Raw genomic sequence first — 14,916 nt, 5'->3', positions numbered from 1 at the left:
CCATGCACCCCGTACTCCCCCGGACGTTCCCCCTGCCGACCGTGGCACCGGCCGACGCCCTGGCCCGGCAGTTCCGGCTCATCGAGGCCACCGCCCGCCACTTCGAGGGCCCGCAGCTGTTCGCCTCCGACGCCGGGGTCGTGCCCGGACTCGGACGCCCCGCCACCACCGCCCGCGTCGAGTCCGTCCTCGCCGACTTCTTCGGTGCCGAGGGCGCCGCCTTCGTCCAGGGTGCGGGCACCGGCGCGATCCGGGCCGCCCTCACCGCCGCCGTCCGGCCGGGCGACCCCCTCCTCATCCACCGGGCGCCCGTCTACCGCACCACCGCGGTCACGCTGCGCGGCCTCGGCGTCCGGACGGTCGAGGCCGACTTCAACGATCCCGACGAGCTGCGCGAGGCCCTGGAGTCCGGCAGGTTCCGCTGGGCCTACGTCCAGCACACCCGGCAGCGGCTCGCCGACTCCTACGACCCCGGCGCGGTCCTCGCCGCCTGCCGGGACGCCGGTGTCCGCACCGTCGTCGACGACAACTACGCCGTGATGCGCACTCCGGCCGCCGGGGTCGAACTGGGCGCCGACGCCTCCTGCTTCTCCCTGTTCAAGCTGCACGGTCCGGAGGGCGTCGGCATCGTCGTCGGCGCCCGCGACCTGATCGAGCACATCCGCCGCGACAACTACTCCGGCGGCGGCCAGGTCCAGGGACACCAGGCGCTCGACGCCCTGCGCGCGCTCACCCACGTACCGCTCATGTGGTCCGTGCAGTCCCAGGTCGGTGCCGAGGTCGCCGAGCGGCTGACCGCGGGCGAGGTGCCCGGAGTCGCCGAGGTCCGGCTCGCCAATGCGCAGGACCGGTGCCTGCTCGTCCGGCTCGACCGGCCCGTCGCCAGGGAACTGCCCGCCGTCGCCGCCCGCTTCGGCGCGGCCCCGTACCCCGTCGGTTCCAACTCCCGCTACGAGATCACGCCGCTCTTCTACCGGATGTCCAGCTCCGCCCTGGACGACTCCCCCGAACTGGCCGACTGGACCGTGCGCATCAACCCGATGCGTGCGGGCGCGGACCTCGTCATCGAGATCCTGCGCCGCTCCCTGGCCGCGCTGAACGACCCGAAGGGCCACTGACCGTGTTTCTCGACACCCTGCTGACCCGCAATCCCGGGCTCGTCGAGGCCGCGACCGCACTCCACGACGCGGGCGCGATCCCGCCGGACACCTATGTGATGGACCTGGACGCCGTCGAGGCCAACGCCGCGCTGCTGGCCGCGGAGGCCGAACGGCTGGGCGTGTCCCTCTGGTTCGTCGTCAAACAGCTCGGCCGCAACCCTGATCTGATCCGGGCCGTCGCCCGGCACATCCCCCGGTACGCCGCCATCGACCCGCCGGAGGCACGCACCCTGCACGCCTCCGGCGCCCGGGCCGGCAACCTCGGCCACCTCGTCCAGATCCCGCGCCGCGCCCTGCCCGAAATGCTGGCGTGGCGTCCCGAGACCGTCACCGTCTACGACCTGGACAACGCCCGCGCGGTCTCCGACACCGCCAGGCGGCTGGGGTTCGTCCAGGACATCCTGATCCGTCTCGAAGGCGCCGGGGGAAGCGTCTACCCCGGCCAGGAGGGCGGCGTCCCACTCGACCGGCTCGACGCCTTCGCCGAGGCCGCAGAACGGCTCCCCGGCATCCGGATCGCTGGGGTCACCGCCTTCCCGTGCGTGCTGTGCGACCCGGCGACCGGTGCCCCGTACGCCACCCCCAACTTCGCCCTCGCCCTGAAGGCCCGCGAGACGCTCGCCGCCCGCGGCCACACCGGCCTCCTGCTGAGCGCCCCGAGCGCCACCTCGATGGCCTCCTTGCCGCTGCTCGCCGAACACGGTGCCACCCACGGCGAGCCGGGCCACGCCCTGACCGGCACGACTCCGCTGCACGCGCTCGACCCGGCGCAGCCCGAGACCCCCGCCTACGTGTACGTCACCGAGGTCGCCCACACCCTGGACGACGGCCGCCCCGCCGTCTTCGGCGGCGGGTTCTACGCCCGCTCCCACATCCGGAGCGCCCTGCTGCCACGCACCGGGGCACGTCTGGACGTGCTGGACGCGCCCGCCGAGAACATCGACTACTACCGGCTGCTCGACGCGCCCGCCCCCGGGCAGGACGTCCGCCTCGGCGACACCGCGCTGCTCGCCTTCCGCACCCAGATCTTCGTCACCCGCTCGACCGTCGCCGTCGTCTCCGGAATCTCATCCGGAACGCCCCGCCTCAACGGTCTGTACGACGCCCAGGGCCGGTCCCTGAGCTGAGGAGGCACCCCATGGCCAAGACCGTCATCGTCGTGATCGACGGGTTCGGCATCGGCGCCATGCCCGACGCGGGCACCACGCGCCCCGGCGATCTGACCGCCGACACCTGCGGACATGTGCTGGACCACTGCCGGGAGGCATTCGGCCGCCCGTTGCGGCTGCCCGTACTCGGTTCGCTCGGCCTCGGGCTCGTCCACCCGCACCCCGACCTCGCCCGGCGTACCCATCTGCCCGTCGCCGCGGGCCGGGCCGCCCTCGGCTATCCCGGCGCGGACACCTTCGCCGGCCACCAGACCATGATGGGGGCCGACTTCAGCCGGGTGACCGTGGCCCGGCTCGCCGACCACCTCGACGAGGTGACCGCCGCGCTCGAAGCGGCCGGTCACCGGGTCGGCCGGCTGGACGGCAGGCCGCTCCTGGTCGTCGACGGCTCGGTGCTGGTCCACGACAACCTGGAGGCCGACCCGGGCATCAACTGGAACGCCTCCGGGCGGCTGGAGGACCTGCCGTTCGACGGGCCGGACGGCATCCTCGCCGTGGCCCGCACGGTGCGCGCCGTCGCTCCCGTGGCACGGGTCATCGCGGTGGGCGGACACGCGGACGGCCCGCTGGAGCGCTTCGTACGGGCCGGCGAAGAGGGCACGGTGGGCCTCGACACCCCCGCCACCGGCTTCTATCGCAACGGCGGCCTCGAAGTGCAGCACCTGGGCGCCCGGATCGACCACACCCGCCAGCTCCCCGACCTGGCGGCCCGCGCGGGCATCCCGGTCACCCTGGTGGGGAAGGCCGCCGACATCCTGGCTTGCGAGAGCGCGGCCCGGCACCCGGCCGTGGACACCGCCGACGTCCTCACACACACCCTCGAAGCGGTACGGGCCCGCGGCGACGGCCTGGTGGTCTCCAACATCCAGGAGACGGACCTGGCCGGGCACCAGCAGGACACGGAGCGCTACGGACGCCTCCTGGAACAGACCGACGCGGGCCTGGCCGCGCTCCTCGCCCTGCTCGACGCGCCGGGCGACCGCCTCATCGTGACCGGCGACCACGGCAACGACCCGACGGCCGGGCACGCCTTCCACACCCGTGAGTACGTCCCCGTGCTCATCCACCGGCCCGGCGCGGACGGCGTGGAGCTGCTGCCCGACGCGGAGAGCCTCGCGGATGTCGGCGCCACGGCCGCCCGGTCCCTGTCGCTGGACCCGGAGGGCCTGGCCAACGGACGGGAGCTGCGCACGGGCCGAGGGGCGGCAGCCTAGGAGCGGACCCGGCTCGTTCGGGCCACGTGGGTCGCGACGGGGTTCAGCCGAGGTTGAACCGGAGCCTCATCTGGGTGCTGACCAGTTCGTAGCCGGCGAGGTCGGGGGCGCTGAACGGGTTGGGCAGGACGGTGATGTTGCGGCGGACGCGGTCCATGACGTCAGAGACGTACACGATGAAGTACGTCTCGTCGCGGGCCAGTCGGGAGGCGCGTCGCACCTCCGACCCGCCCAGGATGATCTCTCCACTGCTGCCCACGGAGGACTTGACCTCGTAGAGGTAGGTCGCGTTGCCGTCGTGGATGAGGAAGTCGTATCCGAGCCGGTCGTCCCCCGGCTGGGCACCGGCGAGTCCGTGCTCGCGCAGGGAGGACTTCCACGAGTCCTGTGGTGCGACGCCGAACTGCTCCTGCAGCCACGCCGCCACCGCTGCCTCCCCCGCGAGGCCGACCGGCACGGTGCGGTCCTGGTCGTTGCCCGCGGCCTGGAAGGTGCCGCTCTGCGATCCGGTGGCGGGGTCCGGCGAGATGCGCGGGCGGGGAACGCGGGGAGCGAGTGCGGTGACCACCGTGGCCGGGGTGGCGCGTTGTTCCGGTGTCAGGTCCGCGACGACCTCACGGGCCAGTGCCGCCAGGTGGTCGGGACCCGCCGGGACGAGCTTGCCGTTCAGCATCACGGTGGGGCCCGGCAGGGATGCTCCGGGTCGGCTGGTGCCCGCCGCTGCGCCGCTGTTCCCGGCAGGCGCCGGCGAGTGCGTCGGGGACAGTCCGATTCGAGCCTGACGGTCGGACAGCGGCATGCCCGCCGGCCACTGGCCGCGGTCGTTGAGCCAGGTGATCAGTGCCTTCCTGGACAGGACGTCGAAGTCCAGCATCCCTTCGTCGTCGAGCGCTCGCAGCATCTCCTGGAGGGACGGCGGCACCACGGCGTGGCTCGTCGGGTGCAGGCGCTGCCAGTCTTCGATCAGCTGCCGTAGGCGCGGCAGATGCTGGTGGACCACGGCGGTGGACGCCTCGCGGACCTCGGTGAGCGGCGCGGCCGCGCGGGACACCGGCGGTTGCGCGGGGAGCGAGCGGGTCAACCAGGCGTCCGCATGGTTCTGGAGGAGTTCGTCGGTGAGGTCCCAGAGTGCCGTGCGCCAGGCCGGGTCCGGCGCGAGTGCGGGCAGCGCGCGCAGGCGCACGTAGGCGGCCAGGGACCGGCCGGCACGGTACACGTCGGTGTGGGCGTCCCTGATGCGCTCGGCGAGGGCGGGACGGTTGCGCTGGAGCCAGGTCGCGAACTGACGCTCGTGCCGGTCGGTGTTGTCGATCTGCGGCAGGCCCAGTGCGAGCCAAGCCCGGTTGGCCTCGGCCAGCGGTACGGACAGGACCCTCAGCTGCCGTTCCGGGTCGTCGTCGTCCACGAGCCGCATGAGGCGTTCCGCGTCCGGTGTGCCGATCCGGGCGGTGAGCCAGGCCAGAAGGGCGACGCGGTCGGGGAAGTCCTCCACACGGCGCTGGAGTTCCTCCGCGAGGTCGAGGTCGAGACAGGCGAGGAGCGGCACGAGCCGCGTGCTGCCGGAGCGCTGCGAGGCCCGCTCGGCGAGCACGGCCCGCAGTTGGTGCTGACGCAGGTCCAGGACTTCCGCGAGATCCGCCTCGGAGACGTCATCCGTCTGCAGGCCCCGCTCCTCCAGCCGGGTCAGCGCCTTCCACAGGATGTCCTTGAGATAGGGAGCGCGGATGAGAGCGGCCAGGGCGTGCGCGGCGGTACGCAGTACCCGCCAGCCGGTGCGCGACCCGTTGTCCACGACGACGACACAGGGCCGGTCGGGGTGCGGGTGGAGCAGGGCACGGTCCGATCCGTACTCGGTGAGACGGTGTCCGGCGATCCAGACGACGGCCTTCTCGGCCACGGCCACCTCGCAGCGGCGCAGCAGGCTGGTCGCCTCAGCCACGGCCACGGGCGCCGTCCGGGACACGCGTTCCTCGTCGAACTCCAGCAGAGCGGCGATCAGGGTGAGCAGCCAGGGGCCCGCGTACTGGACCAGCGGCAGGCGCGGCGCCTCACGGACGGGCAGCCCGTCGGCCTGGATGTCGTGGGCGGCGTCTCCGCACCGCTGGACGTCGAACGCCGTCCCCCGGTCGAGGAAGGCATGGACCCGGGTACCCAGCTGTTTGTCCCCGATCGGGATCACGGGCACCGGGACGCGGTCCAGGAGGGCCCGGTTCTGGGCGCCGTCGGGGTCGGGGACGAAGACCGTCTCGTCCGTCTCTGCCGGGTCCAGCGGTTCGAGGACACCGGCCCGGTGGACCAGCAGCCGCCGCGGTGGCGTGGCGGGCCGGCTGTCGGCGGCGCCCGTGCCGTCCTCGGTGGGCAACAGCTGGGCCCACGCCTTCTCGTACTCCCGCCTGATCTCGTGCGCGTGCCTGCCGTCGCGCAGGTGCGGGCCGGCCTGCACCAGGTCGGGCAGGTGGCCGAGCCGGTCGAGCGCGGTGCCGGCATCGTCCCAGGAGCGGATGCCGAGCAGGCCCAGGCGTGCCATGAGCCTGGTGGTCCGCCTGCTGCGCAAGGCTGCGGGCACCACGCTGAGGAAGGGGGGCGGGGGCTGCGTGCCCTGCCACCACCAGGCCCGGCCCGCGGTCGTGAAGTCGGTTCCTTCCGCGGGGGCTCCCGGGGCGGTCGTGCGCGGGATCCACGGCGCGTGCGTGAGGAAGGCGGCCAGCGGGGTGGGCCACGGGGTCCCGGCAGTGTCGCTGTGGCGTACGAAGTTCATCTCCAGCGCGGAGCCGTCCCAGGAGATGGCGAGGCCGTGCACGATGAGTTCCGCGTACCGTCTGCGGTCCTCCTCGCTGAAGGCGGCGTAGGCGTCCTGTCCGGGCAGCACGGCCGCGGTACGGGAGCGGGCGTGGTAGGTGACTTTGAGGTAGTCGACCCGCCGCCGGTTCGGCCAGCGCTCGGCGGTCGTCCGCCACTGGGGCAGGAGATCCTGTGAGTTCGGGGCCCAGAAGCGGGCGGGCCTGTTGAGGGCCCCGCCCGGCACCTCGTTCCAGAACGGCTCGTTCTCGGGGCGGAGGCCGTGGGCGACGTCGTGTCGTTCGAGGAAGCGTCGCATGACCTCGACGGGGAGCGTGTCCCCGCACAGTTCCTCGGGGCGCTGAAGGAGCCGCAGTTCGGTCCGGGTGAGGGTGGGCGAGAGTTCCCGGACGTGTTCCAGGAATCGGGTCAGGGTGTCATCGACCGCGGAGTGCTCTCCTGGCCACCCCGGCCCGAACATGGCGAGCCTCGCCTTCTGCCAGCCGTTCCGGGTCGGTACCCGGAGACCGTGCAGCCGCGGGGGTCTGTGCCCCTCTTTCTCCAGTGTGTGGGACACCGCGCAGGCGTAGCGGAGACAGGCCAGGCGCACGCCGTCGTCCTCTTCGCCGTCTCCGTCCGCGCGGAGGGCAGCGGCCACGACCTCAAGCACCTGGTCGGCGCCGTACTCGTGGACCAGGCCGAAGGTCTTGAGCCAGGTGCGGCCCTGCGCTCTGCGTTTGCGGCCTTTGCCCGTCCAGGTGATGGCCTCGTGGACGAAGTGCAGGCGGTCGGACAGTCCCTCGGGCAGTGCCGGAAGGGAGCCTCCCCGCGGGGACTGCCGATGGAAGAAGACGCCTTCCGCGGCTGCCGGTGCCAGCGCCGCCCCGGAGGTGAGAATGATGCGCTTGCCGGCCACGTCCGAGCCGTCGGGAAACTCCTGTGAGAGGTCGTAGTAGAAGTCCTCCCACCATCCGGGGGCCAAGGGGGCGCGGGCGGCGGCCTCGGCGAGCCGCTCGGCCCAGGAGGCGAGGCGTTCCCGGGACGGTTCGAGGCGCGTGCTCACGCTCCTTGCCAAGGACACCAGGTTCCGCAGCCGTGCGGGGTGCAGCTGCGGGTCGAGGAGATCCGCGGCTCCGGTGGCGGCGACTGCGTGAGGGGTGAAGGCCGTGGCGTGCTCCCCGCCTTCCCACAGCACTGCCTGTCGCAGGGAGGTGCGCTTGCCGGACGCGGGGGCGAGCACCGGGATGAACGGCACCTGGGTGATGTCGTGACCGAGCCGCTGGAAGGCGGAGGTGAGCCGGGGCAGTGCCGTGGGCGATCGCCAGCACATCAGGTCGACCAGGGCCCCTGCGGGAATGGGTGTGCGCCCGTGCGCCGCGGCGAGAACGGCGCGGGCACATGTCTCGGCCACGGTGTCGAGCAGCAGGTCGTTCCACTGCACTGAATCGTTGAACGAGCGCCGGTTCATCTCGGCGAAGAACGGGGCGTGGACGAACCCGCGCAAGGGGGCCGCGATCTGTTCGCCCATCGGCAGGAAGGTGTACAGCCGCCCCTTGGGCAGGGGGTCGGTGACCGGTACGGCGACGCGGACCTCGGCCTTCTTCTCCCAGGCCATCCAGTCGTGTCGCATCCCGTTCTTCTCGATCGACGCGGTGAGCGCCTCCCGGGCGCGGTCCGGGTCGACCTTGCCGCGGAGGACGATCAGTCTCATGCGCCGGCGCAAGGTGACCTGCTGGATGGTCAGGCCACGGGCACGGTGCAGCACCTGGACCTGACGGTCGTACGAGGCGCGCCGCGTCTTCCCCGCGGCCCGCCACTCCAGCTGGACACGTCCCAGGCGGTCGAGGAACAGCTCGAACGGGGCTCTGTCGTCCATGAGTTCACGCACCTGCGCGGCTGCGGCCGAGCAGGCTTCGGCGGACTTCAGCGGCAGCCGGACGACGGTGACGAAGCCCCGGCGTGTGAAGTTGTGGATGGTCTTCGGTGCTTCGTCCAGGAAGACCGGCACCTTCAGCGTGTGCAGGTTCGCCTTCAGGTAGGCGGGGAAATCCGTACGCTCGGGTGCCACCTCGCGGGCGAGCGCGTCGTAGTCGTCGAGCCGGGCGAAGCGGAAGGTGAGCCCGTCGGGCGTCCGGGATCCCTCCCTGTCGACGCTGTAGACCTCGGGGGCGCCGCACAGGTTCAGCACGCTCTTGAATCCGACGCCCTTGTGGCCGATCCCCGCGTCGGCCCGCTTGCGGGACAGGGCGATACTGCACAGGTCCTTGAAGTTCTTGCCGCTGAACGGCTTGCCCTGATTGGCCACGTAGAGGGTGCCGTACTCACCCTCGTCCTCGTCCAGCCGGATCACGATGCGTCCGTCGGCGGTGCCGGCCGGGTGCGCGTCGTGTGCGTTCTGCAACAACTCGATGAGCGCCCGGCCCTCGTACTCGGGGGCGATGATCGTGTCGATCACGGCCTTGGCCTCGCGGGCCGCGTCACGGTCGTCGTCCCAGTCCCGCAGGCAGCCGCGCACCTCGACCAGCGCCTTCTCCTGCACGCGCCTGCGCGCGGCGGCCGACCGGCGCTGCCGCACGCGCTCCACCGACGGTCGCCGGCCCCCCGCTGCCATACCGCTGCTCCCCCGCTCCGACGCCCTTTGCCCCCGCTGCACGAGCAGCCTCTCAAACCGGATGCACATGGGGGCGGGAAAGCGGAGAATCCGGGCCCCTGACCACCACGGAACAGACTGGCGCCGGGGCGCCCTGTGCGCGCGACACAAGTGACACGGGCCGAGACCAGGCATCCGTTCCGCCGCTGGTAGCCTGCCGCCCCGCCCAACGGCGCGTTCCCCATTCCGTAACGGCGGAACCCGAGTTCCACTACGCAGCAGTGAGGTACGTATGAAATCAGGCAGAAGCGGCGCCGTGATCGCACTCGCGGGAGCCTTGGCACTCGTGGCGGTCACGGTGCCGGCAGCCCATGCCGCCGACACCCACACGGGCATATCGGTGTCCAAGGTGGTCATCAACAAGGGCGGGCCCGTCGTCATCGGCACGACGAACGAGCAGGTGGTGCCCATGAGCTTCCGGTACAGCCTGCCCGCCGGATGGTCTACAGCCCACCCCGGCCTCTACGAAGTAACGCCGTACCTCTACAACGGCACCTCGGCCGCCAAGGGAGCCGAGTACAACGGACCGTATCCCACCGACGGCCTCTGTCACGCGGTGACCGACCGCATCGGGGACTGTACTGCTGTCATGCGGTTCTGGCCCGACCAGATGCGCTCGAACAGCGACGCGACCACGTGGAAGATCGGTGCCGTGACCCGGCTCTACGTCCCCAACCGCCCCATGAAGGCGGAGGAGTTCCAAGCACTCTCCGGAGGCGTACAGATCCGGCGGTGGGCGAAAGCCACCGTGAACGCGGCTCCGGAGCCGGTGAAGAAGGGCAAGACCCTCACCGTCACCGGCACCCTCACACGCGCCGACTGGGTCAAGCACAAGTACACCGGCGTCGCCGAGGCATCCGTCCGACTCCAGTTCCGCAAGAAGGGTGCCGCGGCCTACTCGACCGTGAAGACGGTGAAGTCCAGCTCCACAGGATCGTTGAAGACGACCGTGACCGCGTCGGCCGACGGCTACTGGCGGTGGAACTTCGGCGGCTGGCACACCACTGGTGCCGCCATTTCCCCCGTCGACTACGTCGACGTGAACTGAACAGACCACGCCCGCCAAGAATGCCCGCGCCGTACGGATTACGGGGGACGGCAGCGAGGCCACGCGTGGTCGGGCGGAGGCCCCGGACCGGTTCCGGGGCCTCCCGTGCGCGGAGCGCAGCCGGGCGTTACGGTTCGGCGCATGGAGATTCCGAGGTGGGCAGGTCGTGCGACGGCCGCAGTGGTGGTGGTCGGGGCGTTGATCATTCGGCGTGCGCTCCAGGAGGCAGCGGCGCAGCCGGAGACCGCCTCGGACTCCGGGTACAACTGGTCCCAGAACGAGAGGAACTGGCACTGGCGTTGTGAGTGCGGCGCCCGGTCTCGGGGCGGCGACATCAAGGCGGACACGGCGTACAACGCCCAGCGGCACCAATGGCGAATGGGCACGGGGCATCCGATGCCTGAGGTGTATCAGAAGCCTTAAAGGCCCAAGCCCGAGACGCGGGATGCCCGGTTGGTCGGCCGCGACCGGATCCGTGCACGCGAGGGTCCGACGGCGGGTCCGGGCCCACGGACCCTCACCATGGGTCGATCACGAGGACCTGGGGTGTGACCACGTCGTCGTCGTACGGTTCGGCGGACAACGCGTCACGGGCATGGTTTCTGATGGTGATCAGCTCGTCGCCCCAGCGGGCGTCGAGCAGCTCGGCGTCCGTCATGCTCAGTTCGCCGGGGCGTTCCCCGATGGCGGCGAGGTGTCCCAGGTGCCCCCAGGAGAGCCGTTCGACCTGCCAGCCCGGCCAGGTCTCCCGCATCTGTGCCAGGCATGCCGGCGGGACGATGTCGGTGGTCCAGTAGCGGAGGCGACGCTTGCGCACGTCGATGACCGCGCCATCCGTCACGGCGTCCTCGGAGGCCAGAGGGTAGGGCGGCTCCGCGGCCAAGGCGCGAGCGATGGGCTCCCCCTGGTGCGCGAGCAGCGGGGCGATGGCGTTGTTCAGTTGCCAGTGGGTCAGGGTCGCGTCGTCGTCGATGACGCTGACGAGGCACGTCGCGCCGGCAAGGGTGTCGGCGATCGACTCGTCGTGGCGAACTGTGATCGTGCGGCCTTCCGGGTCCCAGCCGATGAACCAGTAGTCGCGCGAGGCCACGTACACCTCGACCGGTTTGTCCTCCAGGGGCCTTGGCGGCAGTCCGGGGATGACGAGGCTGCGAAGCTCCTCGTCGCCGCCCCAGGCATGAGCGACGTCCCATCCCGCCCAGCCCGGCAGTCCCGCCAGGTGCAGGGCCATGCTCTCTCGGTGCGCGGCGCCCGCGCGCGGCATGCTCAGGGCGCAGCTGTAGAAGCGGTAACGACGCGTGGCCAGGTCGAGGGCGATGCCCCGGCACGACCGCGCCGTCCTCGGATCCCCGATGACGGGCCTGCCCTCGCCCAGGACCCTCTGCACCAGAGAAGCACGGTCCTCGGCCCCGGCCAGGTGCCACCGGCCGTATTTCTCCTCCGACTCCCACACGGAGCCGTCCTCCAGCCGAACGAGGTACGCAGACCAACAGCCCATCAGGCGACACTAGCAACCACACGGGCAACTGTCCCCAGTACGACGTCGGGGCGGATGCCGGCCCGGTCCGGAGACTTAATCCCGTGCGGTGCCACCGCTGGAGGGGCAGACTCGCCCCGTGGCGGATATGCGAGCGTTCCTGGCCGCGGTCGGCAACTGGGCGACGGGCGGCTCCGAGGGGCCGGCGCGGGCTCACGCGGTGCGCCTGGGCGTGCGGACCGTGGCGCTCCTCGAAGGGCGGAGCGATGTGGCGGCCGTGGAAGCACTGGCCGCCCGGCGGGGCCGGGACCTGGCCGCCGAAGGGGTGTGCAGTGTGCCGATGGGCGGGGCGATGAGCGTGGGCCGCTACGCCGGGCTCCTCGGCCCTCCGGGTCTGGGCCTTCGTCTCACCGGACTGTGCGACGAAGGCGAACGGGGCTTCTACGAACGTGGTTTCGCACGGGCGCAGGCGTCCCTTCGGAACATCTACGTGTGCGGCGCGGACCTGGAGGATGAACTGATCCGTGCGCTCGGCACGGCGGAGGTCGAGGAGATCTTCCGGGCCGAGGGCGACTTGCGTGCCTGGCAGTCGTTCCAGCGTCAGCCCGCGCAGCAGGGACGGGACCGGCACCAGCAGATGCGCCGCTTCCTCGGTACCAAGAAGGGCCGCAAGATCCACTACGGCCGTCGCCTCGTCGAAGCGCTCCCGCCGGACCGGACACCGCCCCCGCTCGACGGCCTCCTCGCAAGCCTGTAGGGACGGGACCGGCGGTTCCCATGACTGGTCAGCACCGCCGTGGTGCGGCCGAGCCGCTGTCGAGCGGAACGACGCAGCGGTCACCGGGTGGATCAGCGAGGCGGGCTCGGCCTCCTCCTGCGTCATCGATCGGGAGGGACGGGGTGTACCTTTCACCACCCCGAGTTCCGGGCTCTACCCCTCCTGTCCCTGCCCTCCGCCCGGTCCAGGATGGATCTCACCGGAAACCGCACGCCGGCCGAACCGGGTGAGCACTTCCACGGGACCTTGAAGCAGCCGGGCGCACAGACCGGCAGAGGGGGAGCAACGATGAAGGACCAGTCACGACGTACGGTCTTGCAAGCGGGCGCACTCGTCGCGGCCACGGGGCTGACGACCGCCATGGCACCCGGTCGCGCCGCCGCCGGCCGCCCCACGCCCGCACCGCCCAGCGGCGAACCCGGAGGCGCTCTGCCCTTCCTGGAAGGCGCCTTCACACCCGCCACCGAGGAAGTGACCGCCTTCGACCTCCCCGTTACCGGAGGAATCCCCCGCGACCTCGACGGCCGCTACCTGCGCAACGGCCCCAACGCCCTCGGTCTCGAAGACCCCCGCGCCCACCACTGGATGCTCGGCGACGGCATGGTCCACGGTGTCCGTCTGCGCGGCGGCCGCGCCGAGTGGTACCGCAACCGCTGGGTCCGTTCCTCGCAGGTCGCCGGAAAGCTCGGCGAGACCCGCCCCGGCCCCGTCCCTACGGACGACTTCGCCTGCAACACCCACGTCATCGGCTACAAGGGTCGCATCCTCGCTCTGCAGGAAGGCGGCCCCCTGCCCTACGAACTCGCCGACGACCTCACTACCCTGCGCCCCTACGACTTCCGCTCCACCCTCAAAGGCTCCTTCACCGCACACACCAAGTACGACCCCACCGCCGACGAGCTGCACGCGATCACCTACTACCCCTCCTGGGACCACGTACGGCACCTGGTCATCGACCACACCGGCCGCCTCACCCGCTCCCACCGCATCCCGGTCACGGACGCCCCGATGATGCACGACTTCGCTCTCACCCAGAAGTACGTCATCGTCGTCGACCTCCCCATCACCTTCGACCCCCGAGCTGCCCAGGCCGGCGCGATCGTCCCCTACGAGTGGAACCACCAGCACCCCATGCGCCTGGGAGTGATGCCCCGCACCGGCGGCACCACGCGCTGGTTCGACATCGACCCCGTCTACTTCTCCCACACCCTCAACGCCTACGACGACGGCAACCGCATCGTCATCGAATACACCTCCATGCCCGCCCCCTTCTACGCCGCCGGCCTCGGCAGTGGCGGCCCCACCGCCACCGGCGCCCCCAGCCTGGACCGCTGGACCATCGACCTGACCCGCAACCAGGTCGCCGCCACCCGCATCGACGACCTGCCCCAGGAATTCCCCCGCATCAACGAACACCGCACCGCCCGCCGCCACCGCTACGGCTACACCGCCGGCGCCGCCGAGATGTGGCGCGCCTACGAGACCATCGACGGCCACATCCCCGACACCAAGTTCACCGACTGCCTGGTCAAACACGACATGCTGCGCTCCAACCGCCAGGTCCGGCGCTTCCCCGCAGGAGCAGCCGCCAGCGAGCCCGTCTTCGTGCCCCGCCGCGGCGCACGCGCCGAGGACGACGGCTACGTCCTCGCCTACGTCAACGACCCCACCCGGGGCGCCACCGACCTCGTCATCCTCGCCGCCCAGGACTTCACCGGCCACCCCTTGGCCCGGATCCACCTCCCCGGACTCGTCCCCCTCGGCTTCCACGGCAGCTGGGTGGCCGACGCCTGAGGAAGTAACGGTCCTGCACGGCGTCGCGAGGCAGACGGCGGTTCGAAGACAGGCCCTTCAGCGAACGAGACTGCCCCGGACCGCACGGAACGCGGTCACCGGGTCCGCCGCCCGCGTCACTGTCCGGCCGACGACGACATGCGAGGCTCCGGCAGCGATGGCCGCACGCGGCGTCCCGGGACGGGCATGCTCGGCCGGCGACTCCCCGGCAAGCGTGACGCCCGGAGTGATGATCAAGGCATCGGGCCCAAGGGTGCTACGCAAGGCCGCGACGTCCTGTGGCGAGGCGATCACGCCATGGCAGCCGGCCTTCCGCGCCAACCGGGCCAGCCGGAGCACCTGTTCGTCCACCGCGGCGCCGACGCCGATGTCGGCCAGATCCGCGTCGGTCATGCTGGTGACCACGGTCAGAGCGAGTACGCGCATCCCGGGGAAGTCGCGGGCGGCCTCGACCGCCGCGGAGACGATGCCGGTGCCGCCCATGCCGTGCACGGTGATCATGGACACGCCCAGCGCCCCCGCGGCGCGAACCGCCCCGGCAACCGAATGCGGGATCTCGAAGAGTTTGAGGTCCAGGAAGACCTCCTTGCCCTGGGCAACAAGGCCCTTGACGACATCCGGGCCCGCTGCGGTGAGCAGCTCCAACCCGACCTTGTAGGCGCGGCACTCGTCGCCCAGTTGCTCAACGAGGGCTTCTGCGGCCGCACGGTTGTCGCAGTCCAGGGCGACGATGATCTGGCTGGTCGGATCCACGACGACATTGTGCCCTCGCCCCTGCTGCGGCCCGTCGCCGGGGCTGCCGGCCTGGCCCGGTGGTCGTCTTCGGTCACCGCAGCACCGGACGTCGC

The 14,916-nt window shown here is 71.5% G+C and carries 9 protein-coding genes; 6 read left to right on the top strand and 3 right to left on the bottom strand.

The features are described from left to right. Positions 1 to 2 precede the first annotated feature (2 nt). The 3 genes from ACZ6C6_RS08130 to ACZ6C6_RS08120 are packed head-to-tail and all read left to right on the top strand — an operon-like array spanning position 3 to position 3,543. Complete coding sequence (locus tag ACZ6C6_RS08130; RefSeq protein WP_469200310.1) at positions 3 to 1,118, top strand: aminotransferase class V-fold PLP-dependent enzyme; 1,116 nt, start codon at positions 3 to 5, stop codon at positions 1,116 to 1,118. A gap of 2 nt (positions 1,119 to 1,120) precedes the next feature. Further along, complete coding sequence (locus tag ACZ6C6_RS08125; protein WP_469200308.1) at positions 1,121 to 2,287, top strand: alanine racemase; 1,167 nt, start codon at positions 1,121 to 1,123, stop codon at positions 2,285 to 2,287. Positions 2,288 to 2,298: 11 nt separating this feature from the next. Further along, complete coding sequence (locus ACZ6C6_RS08120) at positions 2,299 to 3,543, top strand: phosphopentomutase (RefSeq protein WP_469200306.1); 1,245 nt, start codon at positions 2,299 to 2,301, stop codon at positions 3,541 to 3,543. A 43-nt stretch (positions 3,544 to 3,586) separates the two neighbouring features. On the opposite strand, the gene ACZ6C6_RS08115 is transcribed toward ACZ6C6_RS08120, so the two are convergent. Continuing rightward, complete coding sequence (locus tag ACZ6C6_RS08115) at positions 3,587 to 8,932, bottom strand: sacsin N-terminal ATP-binding-like domain-containing protein (RefSeq protein ID WP_469200304.1); 5,346 nt, start codon at positions 8,930 to 8,932, stop codon at positions 3,587 to 3,589. 295 nt (positions 8,933 to 9,227) lie between these two features. Here ACZ6C6_RS08115 and ACZ6C6_RS08110 point away from each other — a divergent pair, with 295 nt between their 5' ends. Then, positions 9,228 to 10,019, top strand: coding sequence for a hypothetical protein (locus ACZ6C6_RS08110; protein ID WP_469200302.1), 792 nt, complete (start codon positions 9,228 to 9,230; stop codon positions 10,017 to 10,019). 517 nt (positions 10,020 to 10,536) lie between these two features. Here the strand turns inward: ACZ6C6_RS08110 and ACZ6C6_RS08105 are convergent. After that, positions 10,537 to 11,517 (bottom strand): hypothetical protein, encoded by a 981-nt coding sequence (locus ACZ6C6_RS08105; protein WP_469200300.1) that lies wholly within the window; start codon positions 11,515 to 11,517, stop codon positions 10,537 to 10,539. 118 nt (positions 11,518 to 11,635) lie between these two features. Between ACZ6C6_RS08105 and ACZ6C6_RS08100 the strand changes: the two genes are divergently transcribed. Beyond that, entirely contained in the window at positions 11,636 to 12,253 is a 618-nt protein-coding gene (locus tag ACZ6C6_RS08100; RefSeq protein ID WP_469200298.1) for a TOPRIM nucleotidyl transferase/hydrolase domain-containing protein, read from the top strand. A gap of 309 nt (positions 12,254 to 12,562) precedes the next feature. Further along, positions 12,563 to 14,068 carry a carotenoid oxygenase family protein gene (locus ACZ6C6_RS08095; RefSeq protein ID WP_469200296.1) on the top strand — a complete coding sequence of 502 codons (1,506 nt, stop codon included), beginning with the start codon at positions 12,563 to 12,565 and terminating at the stop codon, positions 14,066 to 14,068. A 57-nt stretch (positions 14,069 to 14,125) separates the two neighbouring features. Here the strand turns inward: ACZ6C6_RS08095 and pyrF are convergent, their stop codons facing one another. Next, on the bottom strand, positions 14,126 to 14,821 hold the full coding sequence (gene pyrF, locus ACZ6C6_RS08090) for an orotidine-5'-phosphate decarboxylase (protein ID WP_469200294.1): 696 nt from the start codon (positions 14,819 to 14,821) through the stop codon (positions 14,126 to 14,128). Between the last annotated feature and the right edge of the window lie 95 nt (positions 14,822 to 14,916).

This window comes from Streptomyces sp. NPDC041814, assembly GCF_055590565.1.
Note: the sequence above shows the minus strand (reverse complement) of the source record. Positions and strands in the feature narration are given on the sequence as shown.

Bases quoted from the DNA above. Each gene is read 5' to 3' on its own strand.
- ACZ6C6_RS08130 (WP_469200310.1), top strand. From the start codon at position 3: ATGCACCCCGTACTCCCCCGGACGTTCCCCCTGCCGACCGTGGCACCG.
- ACZ6C6_RS08120 (WP_469200306.1), top strand. From the start codon at position 2,299: ATGGCCAAGACCGTCATCGTCGTGATCGACGGGTTCGGCATCGGCGCC.
- ACZ6C6_RS08115 (WP_469200304.1), bottom strand. From the start codon at position 8,932: ATGGCAGCGGGGGGCCGGCGACCGTCGGTGGAGCGCGTGCGGCAGCGC.
- ACZ6C6_RS08105 (WP_469200300.1), bottom strand. From the start codon at position 11,517: ATGGGCTGTTGGTCTGCGTACCTCGTTCGGCTGGAGGACGGCTCCGTG.
- ACZ6C6_RS08095 (WP_469200296.1), top strand. From the start codon at position 12,563: ATGAAGGACCAGTCACGACGTACGGTCTTGCAAGCGGGCGCACTCGTC.